Here is an 18,325-nt window from a genome sequence, read left to right on the forward strand (position 1 = left end):
GGATCGATCGTTGGGTCAAGCCCGCGGCCGACGAAACCAACCGGACTCGGCAAATGACCCATCATCACCTGCATTCCAGCCCCGAAACCTGCCATTGGGGCTTCTTCGAAGCCGCGCTTCAGCCCGTCCTCACCATCGCCAGCGGCGACGAGGTGACGATCGACACCATCAGCGGCGGCCCAGACATGCTGCCGGACCGGGACAAATTTCACATTCCACCCGAGATGCACGAGGTTCATGCGAAGAACGAGCGCATGCTGCCCGGCCACATCCTCACTGGCCCGGTCGCGGTCGAAGGGGCCGAGCCCGGCGACGTGCTGGCGGTCGAGATCCTCGACGTCCAGCTCCGGCAGGACTGGGGCTGGAACATGATCAAGCCGCTGTCCGGTACCCTGCCCGACGATTTCCATGAGACGCGCATCCTGAACATCCCGCTCGACCGGTCGCGGATGACCGGCCGCATGCCGTGGGGCCTCGACCTGCCTCTCAAGCCGTTCTTCGGCGTGATGGGCGTTTCGCCGCCGCCGGCCTGGGGCCGCATCTCCTCGCTGATCCCGCGCGCGATGGGCGGCAATCTCGACAACAAGGAGCTCGGCGCCGGCGCGACGCTGTATCTGCCGGTGTTCGTTCCGGGCGCGATGTTCTCCTGCGGTGACGGCCATGGCGTGCAGGGCGACGGCGAAGTCTGCGTCACTGCGATCGAGACCGCGCTCCAGGGCCGCTTCCGCCTGACGCTGCGCAAGGACCTCAGGCTCGACTACCCCCGCGCCGAGACGGCGACGCACTACATGACCATGGCCATGGACCCCGATCTCGACCAGTGCGTGGTGCGCGCGCTGCGCGACATGATCGCACTGCTCGGCGAGACGCGAAATCTGTCGCGCGAGGACGCCTACACGCTGTGCAGCCTGGCCGCCGATCTCAGGGTGACCCAAACCGTCAACGGCGCCAAGGGTATCCATTGCATGATCGAAAAGGCGATCGTGCACGGCTGAGCCCGCCGGGCCCTTCCCCGACCTGCCGACACAAGCCGCCGCCCGGTCTTCCCTGCGGGACGCCGCGGCGTGTTCGATTCCCAAGCGATTCCAACAAGGTGAGCGGCTGCCCCGGCGCTGATTTGACTTCCACCCCCGAACCTAAATAGAGTCTTAATCGTTACTTTTATGTACCCGAGTAAGAGGCTAGCGTTCGGCCATGGCCACCGAAAAAGCCGAGACTGACCGCATTCCCGTTACCTTGGCGCTCTCGACCATCGCCTATCTGGAGAAGCTGGTGAGACAGGGCACCCACGGCACCAGCGTTCCCGGCGTCGCACGGACATTGATCGAGGAAGGCATCCGTCTCGCCATCAAGGACGGGCTTTTGTCGATCCGCGACAATGGCAGGACGTGAGTGCGCGCCGGATGTGAGGCGGACGGATCTCGAGAGGGCGGATGGCCGACATCTGCAACCTGGGATCGTTACACATGCCTGTTCTCTCATCGACCTCTTCACCGACCTGGACCGACGAACGCATTGAACTGCTGAAGCGGCACTTCGAGGCCGGCCTCTCCTGCCGCGAGATCGCCGCCGACATCGGCGTCAGCCGCAACGCCGTGATCGGCAAGCTGTCCCGTCTGAATCTGACGCGCGGCCGGGCGGTCGACGACCGCAAGGACCAGGACAGAGGCTTTGCGCCGGCGCGCACGCGGAGGGCCGTGCCGCGGCTGCAATATGAGATGCTCGCCACGATCTATGGCGAGAGCGATGGCCCCGCGGCCGCGTGCCTCATCGACGAGGCCAATCGCTGCTCTCTGCTGGAGCTGTCCGAGAACCGCTGCCGATGGCCAATCTCGACGCCGGGCGAAGACGATTTCTGCTTCTGCGGCAACACGGCTCCCGACGGCCAGCCCTATTGCGCCGGTCACAGCCGCCTCGCCTACCGGCCGAACACGCGCGCTCGCGTGATGCGCGGCTGATGCCGCGCCATGCTCCAGAAAACAAAAAACCTCCGGCGGGGCATCACCGGAGGTTTCTGGAGGCTTAGCGTGAAGCTAAGAGCCGCAACTTTCGTATTTGGCTGCTCGGTATATAGCTTAGTAACTCAGGTAAGTAAATAAGTTTGAGGCGATCGAATCGCATGGCTCGTCTTCGTCCTCCGCAAAGGCCAGCCGATTTTCCGAATCCCTTCCTTGCGAAAAAGCCCCGGCGGTTTTCCCGCCGGGGCTTCATCAAGGTCGAAACCTCGAGCTTACCAGTTGCGCTGGGCGCGCAGCAGGAGGCTGTAGGTGTCCTGGTCCTTCAGCTCGTAGGTCGCAGCCGGCTTGGCGACGTTCGTCAGCGCTCCGGTCGTGATCACGCCCGAATACTTCTGGTCGAGATGGCTGTAGGTGAAGTCGGCCGAGAAGGTCAGGTTCTTCACCGGCGTCCAGCGGGTGATGACGCCCACCTGGCCGATGTTGAAGTCCGGATTGCAGGTGCCGGTCAGGGTCGCGAACGCGGCGCTGCCGCAGATCAGGCCCTTCGCCGCGCTGTTGTAGTTAACCGCAGCCCACGCGCCGTAGAGCGCCGTATTCCAGTACGGGCTCCAGTTGTGGGTGTAGGCACCACGGAAACCGTAGGTCTTGGTCAGCTCGAGCTGGCCGCCCGGGCCGAACACCGCGTCAGAGACGCCGGCGAAGCCGATGCTCTGGTAGGCGGCGTTCGAGCTGCCGAACATCGAGTAGCTGGTCGCGGCCAGCTCCTGGAAGTTGTAGCGGCTCGCGCCTTCGGTGTAGACGCCCGAGACGTTGATCACGTCGCCGGCGCCGGTCGGAATGTTCTTGATCGAGAGAGCGAGCTGAACCGCCCAGCCCCACTTGTCTTCGGGATGACCGGTGACTTCGGTCGCACCGTAATAGCCGGCATGGTTGTCGTGCGCAGCGACCGACGCCTGGAACAGGCCCCAGGCCTGGTCGACACGGACCGCGCCGACGATGTCGGGGGCCCGGGTGCCACCGAAATTGCTCGAGCCGTAGGCGCCGCCGAGAACGCCCGAGGTCGTCATGCCCGCGGTATTCCAGAGGTTGGTCTGGAAGATCTGCGTCTGATCCTGCGCCGAGATCGTCGCCGTCACGCCCTGGCCGAAATCGGCCGTGTAGCTGATCTGGGGGACGCCGTTGGTGGTGCCGCTGCCGCCGACGAGCTGGTCGAAGTTGTTGCCGGGATAGTTGATCCAGGGAGCGTCGAACTGCGACACCGACTTGCCCAGGGTGAAGCCGGCGAACTGGATGAAGGCGTAGTAGACGCCGAGCGAGCCGCCCGAGATGCCGCCGTCAGACGCATTGGCGACGGGGGCTGCCCCGGAGTAGGTGGTCGCGCCTGTGGCAGAACCGCTGCCGGCATAGCTGCCGGTCGTCCAGGTGAAGACCGCGTCGAAATAGGTGCGGACGACGCCGTACTCGGTCGCGGTGCGCGTGTCGATGTTGAGATCCTCACGAGCGCGCATCGAGTAGTAGTTGGTGAGGCGGTTGTTGGCCGCGGACACGCCGTTGTACTGGGCGCTGTAGTTGCCGCCGGCGTTCAGCGCCACTTCGGCACGCAGGTAGCCGCCCAGCTTGATGCAGGTGTCGCTGCCCGGGATGTAGTAGAACCCGGCGCCGTACAGCGTGCAGATCTTGACGTACTCGACCGCCTTGGCCTTGACCGGAAGATCGGCCGCCTGGGCTCCACCGACGGCGATCAGACCCGCCGCAGTGCCGAGCAAAAGGCTCTTCACCACTTTCATTTAAAACCTCCAAGTTGCTCATTTTGCGGAGACCGGACCGTGAGGCCCCCCAGATCCCCGTCTCTCTCAAATCCGCTCGGCCGCTTTGCGCTTTCGGACACACCCGCTTTCGAGGCGAGGGACGTGAGCGAACCACCTGCAACGGGACGATCGAGTACCCCCCACCGTCGCGGTCAATATGCCTGCGCTGTTCCGCTAATCAAAATAGTTTATTAGCTCAGGTTACTGGTTTCGCTAAACCTGTGCCCCGGGCGCAACACCCGGGCCAGGCGAATCTGCTGAGCCGGTCATCTTTGTGGTTTTGGTGACAAAATTACCCTGCTCTGCACTTGCGTCAGAGCAGGCTTGCGTGGACTATGACGTTCCACGAACACCGACCTGAACAATCGGTTCACGGAGTGACGCTGTGTCCGCGACGAGGAAAGAGGGAGCGCGCCTGCGCACCATCGGCAATCTCGATATCATCAGGCGCTTCACCTGGGAGATATCGTCGATCAACCTGTATCTCGAGGAGCTGCGTCAGTTCTGGGCGAGGACGCTCGGCATCAGCGGGCCGCAATGGCTGATCCTGATGGCCATCTCCGACCTCGACAAGGACGACGGCATCCCGGTCAACGTCGTGTCCAAGCTCCTCCACGTCGATCCGTCCTTCGTCACCACCCAGTCCAAGCTGCTCGAAAAGAAGGGCCTGTTGCGCCGCCGCCCCTCGCCGACCGACGCCAGGGTCGTCCGGCTGTCCCTGACCGACAAGACGCAGAAGCACCTGGCGAGCCTCAATGAGCAGTACAAGACCATCAGGGAATTCGTCTTCCAGGAATTCGACGAGGCCGAGCTCACCGAATTCACCACCAAGCTCGCGACGCTGAAGACCCGTCTCGAAAAGGCCTGCGTCCGTCTGAGCCTGGACTTCTGACGCCCGGCCTGATCCGGGCCATCGGCGCTAGATGCGCCCGGCGGCACCGAGCCGCGATTCGAGCCAGTCGAAGATGTATTCGTTGGCAAGGCTGGGATTGTCCGCATGGCCCTGTGCCGCGCCGGTCTCAGCCGCAGTGAACACCTTCAGCATGACGTCCGAACCGCCGAGCCTGGAGTTCCGGACGATCTGACGCGCCCGATCGGCCTTGAGCCAACCGTCCTCGCCGAGCGTGATCAGCACCGGGCACTCGGCGCTGGAGGCCATGAGCAGCGCATGGGGCACGGGGACGATGCTGACGTCGCTCATCGCGAATCGGCTGGCAAAGAAGGCCCGCTCGTGCAGGTCCCACAGGCCGCCGTCGCAGACGGCGGCGGCAAGCCGCGGCTCCTGCAACACCGCGCGCGAGACGAAGGACGAGCCCCAGCCATCGGCGATGATCCCGACGCGGGCGAAGTCGACGTCACCGCGCGTCTCCAGATAGTCCATGACGCCAGGGATCGCGCTCTCGAGATCCCGGCGCCGCAACAGCGCGTCGAGAAAATCGTCGCGCTCGTCGCCGAACAGGTCGATGGCCAGCATCGAGAAGCCGCGCTCGCGCGCATGCGGCACGAGCTTGATCAGGAACTCTTCCTTGCGGTGACCGGGCTCGCCGATGCAGATCACGGTCGGAGCCCGCCCGCCGGCTGACGGCGCAGGAAGGAAGTAGCCCTGCAGCGAATGCCCGTCGAGCCAGGGTATCGTCACGACCTCGCCGGCCGGGCTGCGCGCGGCGAGGTAGCGGCGGGCGCAGTCCTGCATCGCCAGCACCGCGACCCAGCGGCGCTCATCCGCCGGATCGAGCGGCATCGCCGCGGCACCATAGTAGTTCATCGCGCGCAGCCAATTGCGTTGCGCGCTCGCCATGTGGCCCTCCGCGAACGCGGCCTCGGCGCGCTGCCGATTGGTTTGCGCCAGCTTCTTCCACTCGCGATGCCAGGACCGGTCGTCGCCCCGCTTCAGCTGTCGCGCGATCATGAGGCATTCCGCGATCGTGGCGCCGCCCTCCTGGGCCGCAGTGAGCAACCGCGTGAACTCAGCGGAAATGTCCTCTCGTTCCGGGCAAAAGGTCCAGTCGTCGGAGAGGCACGGTATCATCGGGAGCTACGCTCGATCGTCGCGTTACTCCCAATGACTAAACGATTTCGGTCCGCCAACCAAGCGGCCGTGCGCCCGATGAGAGGCGTTTCAGATCACCATCGCTTGAACATCGTCATGTCGCATGCGTGACATTCCGACAGGTCATGGAGCGGGCGAACATCGGCAAGCGAACATTGGCAAGAGGTGGCACGCAAAATTGCATGCGCATCTCTTGCCATGACGATCATCATACCCAGATTCGCGGCCGCTCGGAGACCGCCTCAACCAAGCCGCCAGCCGACCTCCTGCGTGAAACTTTCGTAGAAGGCACGGTCGTAGGCCTGCTCCGGCGTGGCGCGCACGCGCTCGTCGAGGCGTTTTGCGTCCTCGCCAACGAGGATGCGCCAGCGCTCCGCCTTGACGCCGTCGAGGATGATCTTCGCCGCCTGCGCGGCCGTCGTCGGCGCATCCTCCAGAAAGCTGCGGGCGCGCTCGGCGAACACCGCCTGGATGTCCTCGTCCGACATCTTGTCCGCATCCGGCACGCCGGCCGCCACCATGCGCTTGCGGGTCAGCGCGACTTCGTCGGTGTTGAGCCGTTCCGAGCCGTCCGCACTCTGCACCTTGCGTGAATTGGAGACGATCGAGGTGCCGATGTGACCGGGCATCACCACCGAGCATTTGACGTGCGGCGCGTGCAGGCGGAGGTCGTTGATCAGCGCTTCGGTAAATCCCTTCACGGCGAACTTGGCCGAGCTGTAGGCGGTGTGCGCCTGGTTCATGCCGATCGAGGCCCAAAAGCCGTTGACGCTCGCCGTGTTGACGATGTGGGCCTCGTCCGCCGCCACCAGCATCGGCAGGAAAGTGCGCACGCCGAGATAGACCCCGCCCCAGCAGATGTTGAAGGTGCGCTCCCACTGCTCGCGCGTGTTGGTGAACAGGCTGCCGCCGCCGCCGATGCCGGCATTGTTGAACAGCAGATGGATCTTGTCCGTCTGCTGCTGCTCGGCGAGCTCGTCGCGAAAACGCTTCAGATGATCCTCGATCGCGACGTCGGCGACATGCGTCGTGACGCGCAGGCCCTGCGGCAGCTTCTCGGTCTCGCAGAGCCGCTTGGTCTCGGCCATCGCGGCCTCCGAGACGTCGCACATCGCGACATTGCAGCCCTCGGCGACGAGCTGCCGCGCGAGCTCGCGCCCCATTCCCGTGCCGCCGCCGGTGATGACCGCGATCTTTCCAGCAAAATCCTTCATGGGACTTCGGTCCCTCCCCTTGTCGGTATGTTTCTTCGTCACAGCGCCGCTCACCGGGGCGCGCGCAAAACTGTAGCAGCGCCGCATCCGCAGGTAAAAGCGCCGCGCGGCCGTGTTCGAGATCAGTTATTTCGGCGGACGGATTATTCCGTCCCGTCGCTTCGACGCGCGGCCGGCTCAATAGGCCCGGGCACGCCCCGTGAAGCCGCGGCGCGGCGCTGGTCCCACATGTCGGGGATGACTGCCCGCTTCCCGTATTTGTCCGGCTTCGGGTTAAGGGCAGATTTTTTACAATCCGAATCGACAGACGAGGGTGGACGTTGGGTTGAGTCGGCCGGGCCAGCATGTCGTTTGCGTGCAACAGGCTCTGGCACTCCGCTTGCATCCTCCTCGTGGTCAGAAACAACCGATGAGGTGACAGGAATGTTCGTGACCGTCGTTGCCGTACTTTGCCGGCTTGGCGCAGCCAGCTCAGGCAGTTGCGTCGAGGAGATCGTGACCGACAGCAACATGACGCCCGAGATTTCGATGATGCAGTGCGCGGTCGGCGCACAGGCGCCGCTCGCGAAATGGATGGGCGAGCATCCGATCTATCACGCCAACTGGCGCCTCGAGCGCTACAAATGCGTGCCGGGCCACTACGAGATCAAGGGCCACGCCTGACGGCCCCGCAAAACTACTGATCCAAGACTACCAATACGAGGAAACGCCCGGGGGCGCCTTTTCCCTGTGCGGCTTGCAGCGCCAGCCCCATTGCAACCGCGCTCTGTGACAACGGTCACACCTTTCCTTCAAGCCACCTCTCGCAAGATGATCGCACGCGCCCGCCGCCCTTCCGGTGTCGGCATCAGCGCGAAGTTGTGCGGCTGCTCGCGCAAAAGATGCAGCTCGACCGGCACACCCACCGCCCTCGCCTTTTCGGCGAGATCGACGCTGTCGGGATAGAGAAGATCGCGCGTCCCCGCGAAGATCGTCATCGGCGCGAGGGCGCGGAAGGCGCCGTTGAGCGGGCTAACGAAGGGATGGCCGATATCGAGTTCGGCGGCGTAGAGGCGTCCCGCCTCGACGATCCCCGGAATGTCCTGGATCGGATCGCGTGCGGCGATCGCCACCTGCTCTGGACGGCTGACCGAGGCATCAGCCGCCGGCGAGATCAGCACCATCCGGCTCGGCTGCGGATGGCCGTGATCGCGCAGCCACTGACACGCAGCGAGCGCGAGCCCCGCACCGGCCGAATTCCCCACCACCGTGACCTTCGCAGTGCCAGCGTCCTCCAGCAGCATCCTGAGCAGTTCGGCGATTGCCGGCACGACGTCCTTCGCGGTCGCGCGCGGTGCCAGCGGATAGATGGGCACGACGCAACAGACGCGCGCCTTGCGTGTCATCTCGCCAATGAAACGCCAATGCGCCGCCGCGATCTCGTTGATGTAGCCGCCGCCGTGCAGGAACATGACGTAGTTGCAGCCTTCATGGCCCGACGACGGCGCGGTGTAGTACACCGGCCATCCGCCCATCTTGGTCAGCGTCGCCTCGACATCGCGACCGAGCCCCGTCGGCTCGAACGAGGCCGGCTGCAAGGCGAGCTTCTGCACATGCGCCTGCACCGCCTCGGCTGAGGCCAACCGCTCCTTGTACGGAAGCAGCCCGAGCAGCAGGTTGAAGGCGCGGCTCTGCAGGCTCGGCGCGGGATCGCGCGAGGCTCGCGCACCGAACACGCAGCCGCCCGGGCAGAACTGCAAGGCCGACACGATCCTGGCAACGCTCATCGCCACATCCCCATCTGGCTCTTTCCGATACGGCGACAAAGAGGCTTGCCGACCCGCCGCCACTTGCCGATATAATGCGAGCATTCACTCGCTTTTCCTACTCGCATTCAGATCACAAAGCCGTGGCCCGCAAACCGCCCACAACACCCCGAAAAAATGCCTCGCAGGAGCGATCCCGCGCCACGGTGGACGCGCTGGTCGAGGCAACTGCTCGCATTCTGGTCAAGGAAGGCTTCGAGAAGGCCAGCACCAATCACATCGCCGAGATCGCCGGCGTCAGCGTCGGCTCGCTCTACCAATATTTTCCAAGCAAGGAGGCCCTCGTCGCCGCCGTGATCGAGCGTCACAACGAGGAGATCATGGGCATCGTCCGCACCGCGCTCACGGAGGTCGCCGACCTGCCGATCGACAAGGCCGTGCGACAACTCGTCACCGTCGCCATCGACGCCCACCGCATCAACCCGAAACTGCACCGCGTCCTCGCCGAGCAGATCCCGCGCACTGGCCAGTTCGCCGAGGTCGAAGCCTTCAACCGCGAAGTCCAAGCCCTGGTGCGCACCTATCTCGAAAGCCGCCGCAAGGAGATGCGCAAGGTCGACCTCGATGTGGCGACCTTCATCTGCGTCAGCACGATCGAGGCAGTCGCGCACAACACCGTGCTGAACCACGCCGAGATGCTGTCGGAGAGGACGGTGCGGACGCTGGTGGAGGAGACGACGCGGATGGTGGTGGGGTATTTGAAATAGTTTGTAAGACCGCTGGTCGCCGTCGTATTCCCTTACGCCCCGCCTATTGCGATGATTGCTGTGGCTGCGCGCGCGGTCGCCGACGAATATCAGGGCGCAACGCTAAGAGGTAACAATGCACTTAGTACACGATTGGCAGGGCAACCCGTTGGTATTGCAACCTGACACATTTTGGCATCTCACGACACCGAACGGATTTTTTCAAAACAACGCCAGGGTAAACAAGGGAATCGTGTTGAGCATCAGCGCGGCCGCTCAGATTCCGGGATTAGAAAACGCTGTTTCGCCGTACTCTCTTGCAAGGGCAAACGATCCGAAAGAAGTCATTTGGGAAACCGTCCGCACCCAAATCAAGCCCGCACTCCCTTCGCGACTAAAATCCTTCTATTGCTTTGACAGTGAAGAATTAGCCGAGCGCGCCAGACGCGAATGGTTCCAGGGGGCCCCCAATCGTCTGATGCTGCGCATCCGGCTCGCACATACTGCCATTGTCCATCGATGCGATGCCGAGCTGTTGAACGCAGTCCAGAACAAGTGGAGCGAGAATGCGGTTCAGTACTGGGAGGGCAAGATGACCGCAGCACCGTTTCCAGAGACCCTCGTTCATGGCGCGATCTACGCTGTCGATTGGGAACAGTTCCCAATCGGCTAAGCCTCTAGTAAGATGCTGGCAGCGCGCGACATCGACGATGGGTCACATTCGGTAAGCTGCATTTGGAACGCTCAATCCAACCTCGACATACAACAATTCCATCACCGCGATCGCTGATATCGAATCTCGCAATCCATTGAGCACAAGGCCTGCCGCCGGTGATGGTTCGAGATTAGATCAAGGTCATATCTGAGCAGGCCGGCGACATCCGTCCGCCCCCCAAATGGGCCGCGGGATTGTGCTAATTGAGCATCTCAGCTGCGAGCTATTGAGTTGCCCACGCTCTCGTTCGTGCCTAGATTGCGCGAGGGGAGCTTTCGATGCCGGGGACGCCTAACAACCAATGGCCACAAGTCGAGGGAATAACCGCCACAGCTGATGAAGTGGCGAAGCAGGCGATTCAAGACGTAGCGCGGCACGAAGAGCAACTAGTCAAGTTGATCTTCTTCCATGACGATCGAGCGCTCAGAGTCCTTGCAGTATATGTGCCCATTCTCGGCGTACTTATCGCGGGGACGATCGCTCTATATCAAGCCAGTAAACTCACTCTTTTTCTCACGCTTATGATCGGAGGAACGGGAGCGGGCCTCCTAGTTGGATGTGTATGCGCCTTTGCCGCGCTTTGGAATGCACCGATCTATTTGCCTTCGAGGAAGCCTCCCTTTTGGCAATGGGCACTCAAGCATGACGTTGAATTACGCGCCGTGGCGATGGCGTATGTCGATCAATCCGAGACAATAGTAGCTCACAACGAGCGTCACAGCGCACGAGCCTCCGGCTATCTCACGAAGGCATACACTTGTGGAGTCGCGGCTCCTTTCGCTGGTGCCGCGCTCGTTTGGATGGCCTACTGGTCTCGTTAGCTTATCTTGTCTGGTTTGGGGGGCGGTGGCGGCGGCCGGGGAATGTGTCCCTTTTGAGTAGTCGTAGGTGGCGGCGGAGGGGGTGGCGGTGCTTTGGCCATAAAGTTCTCCTTCCAACGTCTGCTGTACACTACCAGAAGATGTACAGCAAAAAAACTCTCTCCACCATATCGAAGGCGATTCTACTACTCGATTCTGCGCAAGGATCTGTCGGGCAGCGACACGCTGGCAACGTTCGATCGCTTGTGCAACACCGGTGCGGAGCCGGATGCAACGACACGGGAGATCGCTGAGGCTCGGACTTGAATCAGGGACCAAACACAGCGCGCGATTGACGCTGATCTGCCCTGGCGTTGCGCTTTGGCAGCGACGGCCACGGAGAGCTCGAAAAAGTCGAAAGACTAAACTGCCGTGAAATAGTAGCTAGAAAGTCTTCACGTCCAAACCATTGAATCACTTCGGCTTTCGTTTCTTCTTCTTGGCCCCATCTAGATATCTCTTGTCCATCTCTAAGAGGAGACGGCTGGCGATAGCGCGCCCTCGCTCCCACGCCCGGCGGCGGTCCAATTCCATAGATAGAACGGGGGCTCCAGTACTACTGCTGAACCCTGGCGGCCGCCGAAAGTCTCGTGCCAATGCTTTTGCCATTGATACCTCTAGGCTCACTAGTTCCGACCGTTTCGGTTCCCATCAAGATACTTCTTGAAGAAGAAAGGGTTTAGATCGGCTTGGAAGTAGTGCTTTCTTTTGATCCAAATGAACCCATCGTTTTTCGATATGAAGGCAACGTCGATGGGCCCCCCTACGGTTTCAGTTTCAAGGGAAAATTTCTGTTTGAGTGCAGTCAAGCTAACGATGTTCTCGGCCAAAATTGCCATCTCTGCTTTGTCGAGGACGCGAATTGATCATAGCACACTTTGAGCTTCTATTCTCCGAAGGCCATGCATTTGCTGGATGTAGGCCTTGGCCGTCTCCTCGAGTTCTTCTCGGAGCTTTTTGATTAGTACAGGATTGCTGACGCCCAACTGCTTCGCCGCGCGGTCCGCTATTCCGACGATTAGATCATGAGCACTAGTGTCGATCGCTTGCTGATAATCATCATTGACCCCCTCCATGAACAACGTCGCTGCCTGCGTCTGAGCGAAGGGTAGTAAGCACGACGCATTTTTTTGCGAAACAACAGTGGGAGGACGCGCCAATAGCTTAACGCGATTCGCATACATTCCATCGGTCTCATAAGCCAAAACACTGGGATAGTATTCTTTTGAGCCGAACCCGGAAATCACGAACCCGGTGAAATCATCGGAAATGTAGTTGCTCAGGGCAGCTCGGTGCAGCAGCGAAACAAATCTTTTCTTTTGCGCAATGCTGGGCTCGATCCTTGCAAACAGGCGATCCACCAGTTTTTTGGCGGCACCACGGTACTGCCGCTGAAGTTGGGCTTCCGTCACTCCCTTGAATGCGGGATTGACGCCCGCCGTTGCGACGTTGAGTTCAAGTTCGTCCAAGATCTTCGTAAAGAATTTGGAGGCTTCGCCGGTCAGCCTGGGCTCAGGGATCGGAACGCCAGCGTCTCGACACCCTTCTCGGAAATTCTTTCGGATGGCGAGACAAAAATCTCGCGTCACACTCTCGAAGTTTGCAGACTGATCTTCTTTGGTGACGTGCGCCTTTGTTTTCAGGTGTCGGATGAAGGCGTTCGCATACTGTTGAAGAGTCGGCTTGCTTCCTTTTCCGAGAGTATCTCGAAACTCTTTGATTATTAGCTCGAATGGAATCCCATTAAACTCAGTCCCGTTAAAGATCATGATCCCGACGGGATGAAATTTCGAAAGCGCAAAGAGCTTATTGGTCGTGTTGTATGTCTTATCGCCATTCGCAGTAGTAATCGTGACCGTGCTATCGGCTGCAAGGGCCACACCAATTTTATTCAGGATCGCAACTTCCGCTGTCATCTGTGCCACCGCAATACGGCGGCCATAGGAGTAACGCTGCTATACTTGCGGCAGGCGAGCGTCACGCTCCATCTGCCTCTCTCGCGCCCCCTGGCCCCTTTGCCAACTTTGACGCGGCTGACGGTTCTATGTCAACGAGGGGTTGCGAGTTTTCAGCGGCCGCCAACTTCAGCCCGGAATGGGAGAGCCCTAGCCTCCCTAGTGTGCGAACCTGGGCCGCGCCACTCTCCAGGGGGAAGCGCTCCGAAATCCCTACAATGCATCGCGGTTACACAAACGTCGTGGAGACTTTCGTCCCACAGGCCGGCACCATGCCATATTACCCCTGTTTTGCCCGACGGGTCAAATCGCTTCGGAAAAACATCATTCGAGCAATGGCATCGCTACTGTGCATGGGGTTGTTTTCGGCATTTCAATTTTCCGACCCCGAACCGACGGCCGCCACTGACCGTCGCGCATGCGTCAAGGGCAGGACCATGCTCCACGCCACGGTCCACCCGACTGATGTTTTGAATGAATGGTCGGAGCGAGAGGATTTGAACCTCCGACCCCTAGTCTCCCAGACTAGTGCGCTAACCGGGCTGCGCCACGCTCCGAACGTCGTTCCATTAGCTAGGATCGCCGCTTTGCGCAAGGCGAGGCCGCAGCATTTTGGTGTATCCGCCCAAAGCACGCGGAACTGCCGGCAAGTCGGTGGGACCACCGCCGCTACCCGTCCTTCAGCGCCTGATCCAGCATCTCACGGCAGGCGACGAGGTCGGCGAGCGCCCGGCCCAGGCGCTCCCGGTCCAGCGCGCTGGGGCCGGCGGGTGCGGCGGCGGCGCCGCCCTTGCGGAAGGTGGTGAGAATCTCCTCGTCGTCGATCTCGCTGAAGCGGAAGTCGATGCCTTCCTCTTCGTTGCCCTGGTAATCGTCATCGTCGGTGTCGGTGACGCCCTTGATGGGCGCCTCGTCCTCGGGCTCGATCAGGCTCGCGCCGATGGCGTCCTCGATGGCCCCGAACGAGACCGCGGCCGCGCTGTCGGCGAGGCCCTGCACTGATTTGACGCCGTGCTCTTTCAGGATCCGCTGCACCCCACGGATGGTGTAGCCCTCGCCGTAGAGCAGCCGGCGGATGCCCTTGAGCAGGTCGACGTCGTCGGGGCGGTAGTAGCGGCGGCCGCCGCTGCGCTTCATCGGCTTGATCTGGGAGAACCGGGTTTCCCAGAACCGCAGCACGTGCTGCGGAATGTCGAGTTCCTGCGCTACTTCGCTGATGGTTCGGAACGCATCCGGCGCCTTGTCCAAATGCCAAATCCTTTGCGAAAGGGTTACGCCTCTTGTTGAGCCTTGCTGGTGGCGTCGCCATTGGCGCGGTGCTGGCCGTTGATCCGCTGCTTCAGGATCGCCGACGGCTTGAACACCATGACCCGGCGCGGCGAGATCGGCACCTCGGTACCGGTCTTCGGGTTACGGCCGATGCGCTGGCCCTTCTTGCGGACCATGAAGGACCCGAAGGAGGACAATTTCACCGTCTCCCCCTTTTCGAGGCAATCGGTGATCTCCTTCAGCACGAGTTCCACGAAAGCGGACGATTCCGTGCGCGACAGCCCGACCTTCTGGTAGACGGCTTCGCACAGATCAACTCGCGTTACGGTTTTACTTTGATCGGTCATCGCCCTGCCCCACATCACGGCGAACAATTGTTGTCTGAAATTATGAGGTTACGATACGGCGGTCAACAGCGCTCATCAATGCATACGCATCGATTATCGGCGCGAATTCCGGCAAAATTTTACCGACTGTGGCTTACCAGCGCAGCAGCGCGGAGCCCCAGGTGAAGCCGCCGCCCATCGCCTCCAGGAGAATCAGGTCACCCTTCTTGATGCGGCCGTCCTTGCGCGCCACCGCCAGCGCCAGCGGGATCGATGCGGCGGAGGTGTTGCCGTGACGGTCCACCGTCAGCACCACCTTTTCCGGCGCGATGTGAAGCTTGTGGGCGGAGGCGTCGATGATTCGCTTGTTGGCCTGGTGCGGCACGAACCAGTCGATGCTTTCGGCATTGAGCCCGGTCGCCTCGAAGGCATCGACGATGACGTCGGTGATCATGCCGACCGCATGTTTGAAGACCTCGCGGCCTTCCATGCGCAGATGGCCGACGGTCTGGGTCGAGGATGGGCCGCCGTCGACGAACAGTTTTGCCTTGTGGCGGCCGTCGGAGCGCAGATGCGTGGTCACGACGCCGCGATCGGTCGCGGCATTGCCGGGCTGCTCCTGCGCCTCCAGCACCACCGCCCCGGCGCCGTCGCCGAACAGCACGCAAGTGCCGCGGTCGTTCCAGTCGAGGATGCGCGAGAAGGTCTCGGCGCCGATCACCAGCGCGCGCTTGAAGGCGCCAGTGCGCAGGAAATTGTCGGCGGTGGCGAGCGCGAACACGAAGCCCGAGCACACAGCCTGGAGGTCGAAGGCCGCGCCATGATTGATGCCGAGCCCGTGCTGCACGGCGACAGCCGTCGCGGGGAAGGTGTTGTCCGGGGTCGAGGTCGCCAGCACGATGAGGTCGATCGACTGCGCGTCCATGCCGGCATCGCTGAGCGCGGCCTGCGCGGCCTTGATCGCCAGGTGCGAGGTGAACTCGCCCTCGGCCGCGATGTGCCGCTCGCGAATGCCCGTGCGCTGAACGATCCACTCGTCGGAGGTGTCGATGCGGGCCGCCAATTGGGCGTTGGTCACCACCTGCTCCGGCAGATATGAGCCGCAGCCAAGCACGACCGAACGAATTTGAGTCACGAAACATCCTCCGGCGCGGGCTGCACGAAACTGAGTGCACCACCCTCGCGGTTGAGCATCTGATTGATCTTGTTCAGGAGATCGTAGTGAGCCATCTCATAGCCAACATCGATCGCATAGGCAAAGCCTTCGGCGTTGGTTCCGCCATGGCTCTTGACCACCACCCCCCTCAGTCCCAGCAGCACGCCGCCATTGGACTTGTTGGGGTCCATCTTGTCGCGCAGGGCCTGGAAGGCGCTGCGGGCGAAGACATAGCCGAGCTTGGAGAGCCAGCTCCGCTGCATCTCGTTACGGAGCAATTCCGCCATCTGGCGGGCGGTTCCCTCGGCGGCCTTGAGCGCGATGTTGCCGCTGAAGCCCTCGGTCACGATGACGTCGGCCAGCCCCTTGCCGATGCCGTCACCCTCGACGAAGCCGATATAGTCGAGCTCCGGCAGGTTTCTCGCCCGCAGGATCTCGCTGGCCTCGCGGATCTCCTCGTGGCCCTTGATCTCTTCGGCGCCGATGTTGAGCAGCCCGACCGTCGGTCGCTTCTTGTTGAACAGCACGCTCGCCTTGGCTGCGCCCATGACCGCCATCGACACCAGATGGTGCGCATCGCCGCCGAGGGTGGCGCCGAGGTCGAGCACGACGGATTCGCCGCGCATGGTCGGCCATATCGCGGAGATGGCCGGGCGATCGATGCCCGGCAGCGTCCGCAGGTGGAAGCGCGCCATCGCCATCAGCGCGCCGGTATTGCCGGCGGAGATCGCGACATCCGCCTCGCCCTTCTTGACCGCATCGATCGCGAGCCACATCGAGGAGGTCCTGCGGCCGCGCCGCAGCGCCTGGCTCGGCTTGTCCTCCATGCTGACGGCGACGTCGGTATGGACAATCCTGGAGGCGGCTCTCAGCTTCGGGTGCTTTTCGAGCTCCGGCTCGATCCTGGCGCGGTCGCCGACCAGCAGGAACTCGGTATCGCGATGCCTGCCTAGCGAGATGGCGGCGCCCGGAATGACCACGGCGGGGCCGACATCGCCCCCCATGGCGTCCAGCGCGATGCGAACCTTGCTTGGCATAAAAGTCCTGGAAACCTGGTCTGGTGCGGTGTTGAGCTAGCGGGGCCGCAAAATGGGTTCGCCACGGACATGGCGATCGGCCAAGCGCCACGCCGCACCCGGACCGGGGCGCGACAATAGCGTTTTGTTACCCCGAAACAACCTCTTGCCCCCAGCCTTTTGCATTTGGGGCGATGCGGCCGCGAACCCCGAATTTAGCAGGAAATACATTGAAATCAGAAGGATAAATGCTTCTTTCAAACCAACAAGGAAAATGCCTCACGTCCCCTCGCAAGGCGGGCACGAGCGGACAATGCCCTATTGGCCCTTCTTCTTGTCGTGAAGCGCCTTCAGCACCGCGAAAGGATGGTCCTCGGGATCGGGGGCGGTGACCTCCGCCTCGAACACGGCCCCCTCCTTGCGCGGATACGGATCGATCGCCAGGAACAGGACGTCGGTGGCGAGCCGGCCGAGGTCGATGATGCCACCGGCGATCGGCTCGGGAGAATCGGCGACCTCGGACGGCCCGTCATCGTCCTGCCCCTCCTCGATCAGATCGGCGAGACGCCGCGCCTCGGCCTCGGGGGCGAACATCAGGTCGACTTCCTCCTCGATCTCGCTCTCGATCGGATCCAGCGTGACGACGCAGGTCTGGCCGATCCGGCCGCGAACAAGCCCCGTGACCTGGACCCGCCCACCGCTTTTCGGCACGACATCGAAGCTGGCATGCGCGGACAGGATCTCCCGCACGCCCGCGAGCTCCGCCATGGCCTGCCGCTCGGCCGCTGTAGCCTCGAGCTCGCGATGCAGGCCTGCTTCGGGGATCTGCGCAACGATGACGGGCGCCCGCCAGGGATCGGGCTCGGATCCGGCATTCGGTCGGCTCATGGCGTGACATCCTCGGGGAGTGCTGGAGGAAACTTGAAGGAGGCGCGCAGCAGCGCGGCCTCGTCGGTTCGGCCAAGATCGGCCTCAGTGGCCCGGGCATAGGCCGCGAGCTGCTGCGCCTGGCCGAAGCCGGTCCCATTCAAGATATTCTTGCAGATCGCCGATGCCAGCGCTTCGCCGCCGCCTTCCATGGCCTGGTCATAGGCCTGGACGCGACCGTAGAACGCCTCGCCGAAGGCCCGCATCCGCTTCGGCACGGTCTGGTCGCCCACCCCCATCTCGCGCAGATTGTCGTCCATGTCCTCGCAGAAGCGGTCGAACAGCGCCTGGGACAACTCCGTGGCGCCTCCAGTGCCGCCTTGGACCGCGCGCAGGCGGCGCAGCAGCAGCCAGAGATGCAGCAGCAACAGGTCGAAACGCCCGTTAACCGTATCGGGCACGCCCAAGTCACGGTAAAATATGGGTTCTCGCGCCTGCGTCACGATCATGCCATAGATGGCTTCAATGGTGCCCGGCGGCGGGGTTAGTCGGGGTTTCCTGAAGTGATTGAACGGCCAAAGCATTGTGGTTTCCGCAAGCGGGCGCGCGCGTGTTGCATTCAGAGCCTCCGCCCGGTACT

Annotated in this window: 18 protein-coding genes and 1 tRNA gene; 7 read left to right on the plus strand and 12 right to left on the minus strand. The window is 62.3% G+C overall.

Annotated features, from left to right (window positions below; all coding sequences use genetic code 11):
* Positions 1-53: 53 nt before the first annotated feature.
* The 3 genes from ABIA42_RS16250 (at position 54) to ABIA42_RS16260 (ending at position 1,958) form a co-directional block, all read left to right on the plus strand.
* Positions 54-995 (plus strand): acetamidase/formamidase family protein, encoded by a 942-nt coding sequence (locus tag ABIA42_RS16250; RefSeq protein ID WP_271529374.1) that lies wholly within the window; start codon positions 54-56, stop codon positions 993-995.
* A 199-nt stretch (positions 996-1,194) separates the two neighbouring features.
* The gene (locus ABIA42_RS16255; protein ID WP_024341172.1) at positions 1,195-1,392 is read left to right on the plus strand and encodes a hypothetical protein; all 198 of its coding nucleotides are present in this window, start codon (positions 1,195-1,197) and stop codon (positions 1,390-1,392) included.
* Between the two features lie 74 nt (positions 1,393-1,466).
* Positions 1,467-1,958 carry a GcrA family cell cycle regulator gene (locus ABIA42_RS16260; protein WP_370123291.1) on the plus strand — a complete coding sequence of 164 codons (492 nt, stop codon included), beginning with the start codon at positions 1,467-1,469 and terminating at the stop codon, positions 1,956-1,958.
* Between the two features lie 272 nt (positions 1,959-2,230).
* Here ABIA42_RS16260 and ABIA42_RS16265 read toward each other — a convergent pair whose 3' ends face one another.
* Entirely contained in the window at positions 2,231-3,745 is a 1,515-nt protein-coding gene (locus ABIA42_RS16265) for a porin (protein WP_370123288.1), read from the minus strand.
* A 406-nt stretch (positions 3,746-4,151) separates the two neighbouring features.
* Between ABIA42_RS16265 and ABIA42_RS16270 the strand changes: the two genes are divergently transcribed.
* A complete protein-coding gene (locus ABIA42_RS16270; protein WP_271529377.1) occupies positions 4,152-4,658 on the plus strand; it encodes a MarR family winged helix-turn-helix transcriptional regulator in 507 nt (168 codons plus the stop codon).
* A 27-nt stretch (positions 4,659-4,685) separates the two neighbouring features.
* On the opposite strand, the gene ABIA42_RS16275 is transcribed toward ABIA42_RS16270, so the two are convergent.
* On the minus strand, positions 4,686-5,795 hold the full coding sequence (locus ABIA42_RS16275; RefSeq protein ID WP_370123285.1) for an alpha/beta hydrolase family protein: 1,110 nt from the start codon (positions 5,793-5,795) through the stop codon (positions 4,686-4,688).
* Between the two features lie 263 nt (positions 5,796-6,058).
* Entirely contained in the window at positions 6,059-7,030 is a 972-nt protein-coding gene (locus ABIA42_RS16280) for an SDR family NAD(P)-dependent oxidoreductase (RefSeq protein WP_370123282.1), read from the minus strand.
* Between the two features lie 423 nt (positions 7,031-7,453).
* On the opposite strand from ABIA42_RS16280, the gene ABIA42_RS16285 reads away from it, so the two are divergent.
* Positions 7,454-7,693, plus strand: coding sequence for a hypothetical protein (locus ABIA42_RS16285; protein WP_028178804.1), 240 nt, complete (start codon positions 7,454-7,456; stop codon positions 7,691-7,693).
* 128 nt (positions 7,694-7,821) lie between these two features.
* Here the strand turns inward: ABIA42_RS16285 and ABIA42_RS16290 are convergent, their stop codons facing one another.
* On the minus strand, positions 7,822-8,796 hold the full coding sequence (locus ABIA42_RS16290) for an alpha/beta fold hydrolase (RefSeq protein WP_370123278.1): 975 nt from the start codon (positions 8,794-8,796) through the stop codon (positions 7,822-7,824).
* Positions 8,797-8,981: 185 nt separating this feature from the next.
* Here ABIA42_RS16290 and ABIA42_RS16295 point away from each other — a divergent pair, with 185 nt between their 5' ends.
* Positions 8,982-9,542, plus strand: coding sequence for a TetR/AcrR family transcriptional regulator (locus ABIA42_RS16295; RefSeq protein ID WP_370123276.1), 561 nt, complete (start codon positions 8,982-8,984; stop codon positions 9,540-9,542).
* A gap of 115 nt (positions 9,543-9,657) precedes the next feature.
* Positions 9,658-10,194, plus strand: a complete 537-nt coding sequence (locus tag ABIA42_RS16300) for a DUF2441 domain-containing protein (protein ID WP_370123273.1) — start codon at positions 9,658-9,660, stop codon at positions 10,192-10,194.
* 1,768 nt (positions 10,195-11,962) lie between these two features.
* Here ABIA42_RS16300 and ABIA42_RS16305 read toward each other — a convergent pair.
* From ABIA42_RS16305 to ABIA42_RS16340, 8 genes are all read right to left on the minus strand, one after another.
* Positions 11,963-13,012 (minus strand): hypothetical protein, encoded by a 1,050-nt coding sequence (locus ABIA42_RS16305; RefSeq protein ID WP_370123270.1) that lies wholly within the window; start codon positions 13,010-13,012, stop codon positions 11,963-11,965.
* A gap of 518 nt (positions 13,013-13,530) precedes the next feature.
* Positions 13,531-13,608 (minus strand) — tRNA-Pro (locus ABIA42_RS16310).
* A gap of 112 nt (positions 13,609-13,720) precedes the next feature.
* Complete coding sequence (locus ABIA42_RS16315) at positions 13,721-14,299, minus strand: MerR family transcriptional regulator (RefSeq protein ID WP_370123267.1); 579 nt, start codon at positions 14,297-14,299, stop codon at positions 13,721-13,723.
* Positions 14,300-14,322: 23 nt separating this feature from the next.
* Positions 14,323-14,667, minus strand: coding sequence for an integration host factor subunit alpha (locus tag ABIA42_RS16320; RefSeq protein ID WP_028136003.1), 345 nt, complete (start codon positions 14,665-14,667; stop codon positions 14,323-14,325).
* Between the two features lie 133 nt (positions 14,668-14,800).
* Positions 14,801-15,781, minus strand: a complete 981-nt coding sequence (locus ABIA42_RS16325; protein WP_271529386.1) for a beta-ketoacyl-ACP synthase III — start codon at positions 15,779-15,781, stop codon at positions 14,801-14,803.
* Entirely contained in the window at positions 15,778-16,839 is a 1,062-nt protein-coding gene (gene plsX / locus ABIA42_RS16330) for a phosphate acyltransferase PlsX (protein ID WP_370123263.1), read from the minus strand. The genes ABIA42_RS16325 and plsX overlap by 4 nt, the downstream gene beginning before the upstream one ends.
* Positions 16,840-17,136: 297 nt before the next feature.
* Complete coding sequence (locus ABIA42_RS16335) at positions 17,137-17,706, minus strand: DUF177 domain-containing protein (RefSeq protein WP_370123260.1); 570 nt, start codon at positions 17,704-17,706, stop codon at positions 17,137-17,139.
* The gene (locus ABIA42_RS16340) at positions 17,703-18,269 is read right to left on the minus strand and encodes a ubiquinol-cytochrome C chaperone family protein (RefSeq protein WP_370123258.1); all 567 of its coding nucleotides are present in this window, start codon (positions 18,267-18,269) and stop codon (positions 17,703-17,705) included. The genes ABIA42_RS16335 and ABIA42_RS16340 overlap by 4 nt, the downstream gene beginning before the upstream one ends.
* Positions 18,270-18,325: the final 56 nt, after the last annotated feature.

The organism is Bradyrhizobium sp. USDA 327, assembly GCF_041262065.1.
Classification (GTDB): Bacteria; Pseudomonadota; Alphaproteobacteria; order Rhizobiales; family Xanthobacteraceae; genus Bradyrhizobium; species Bradyrhizobium liaoningense.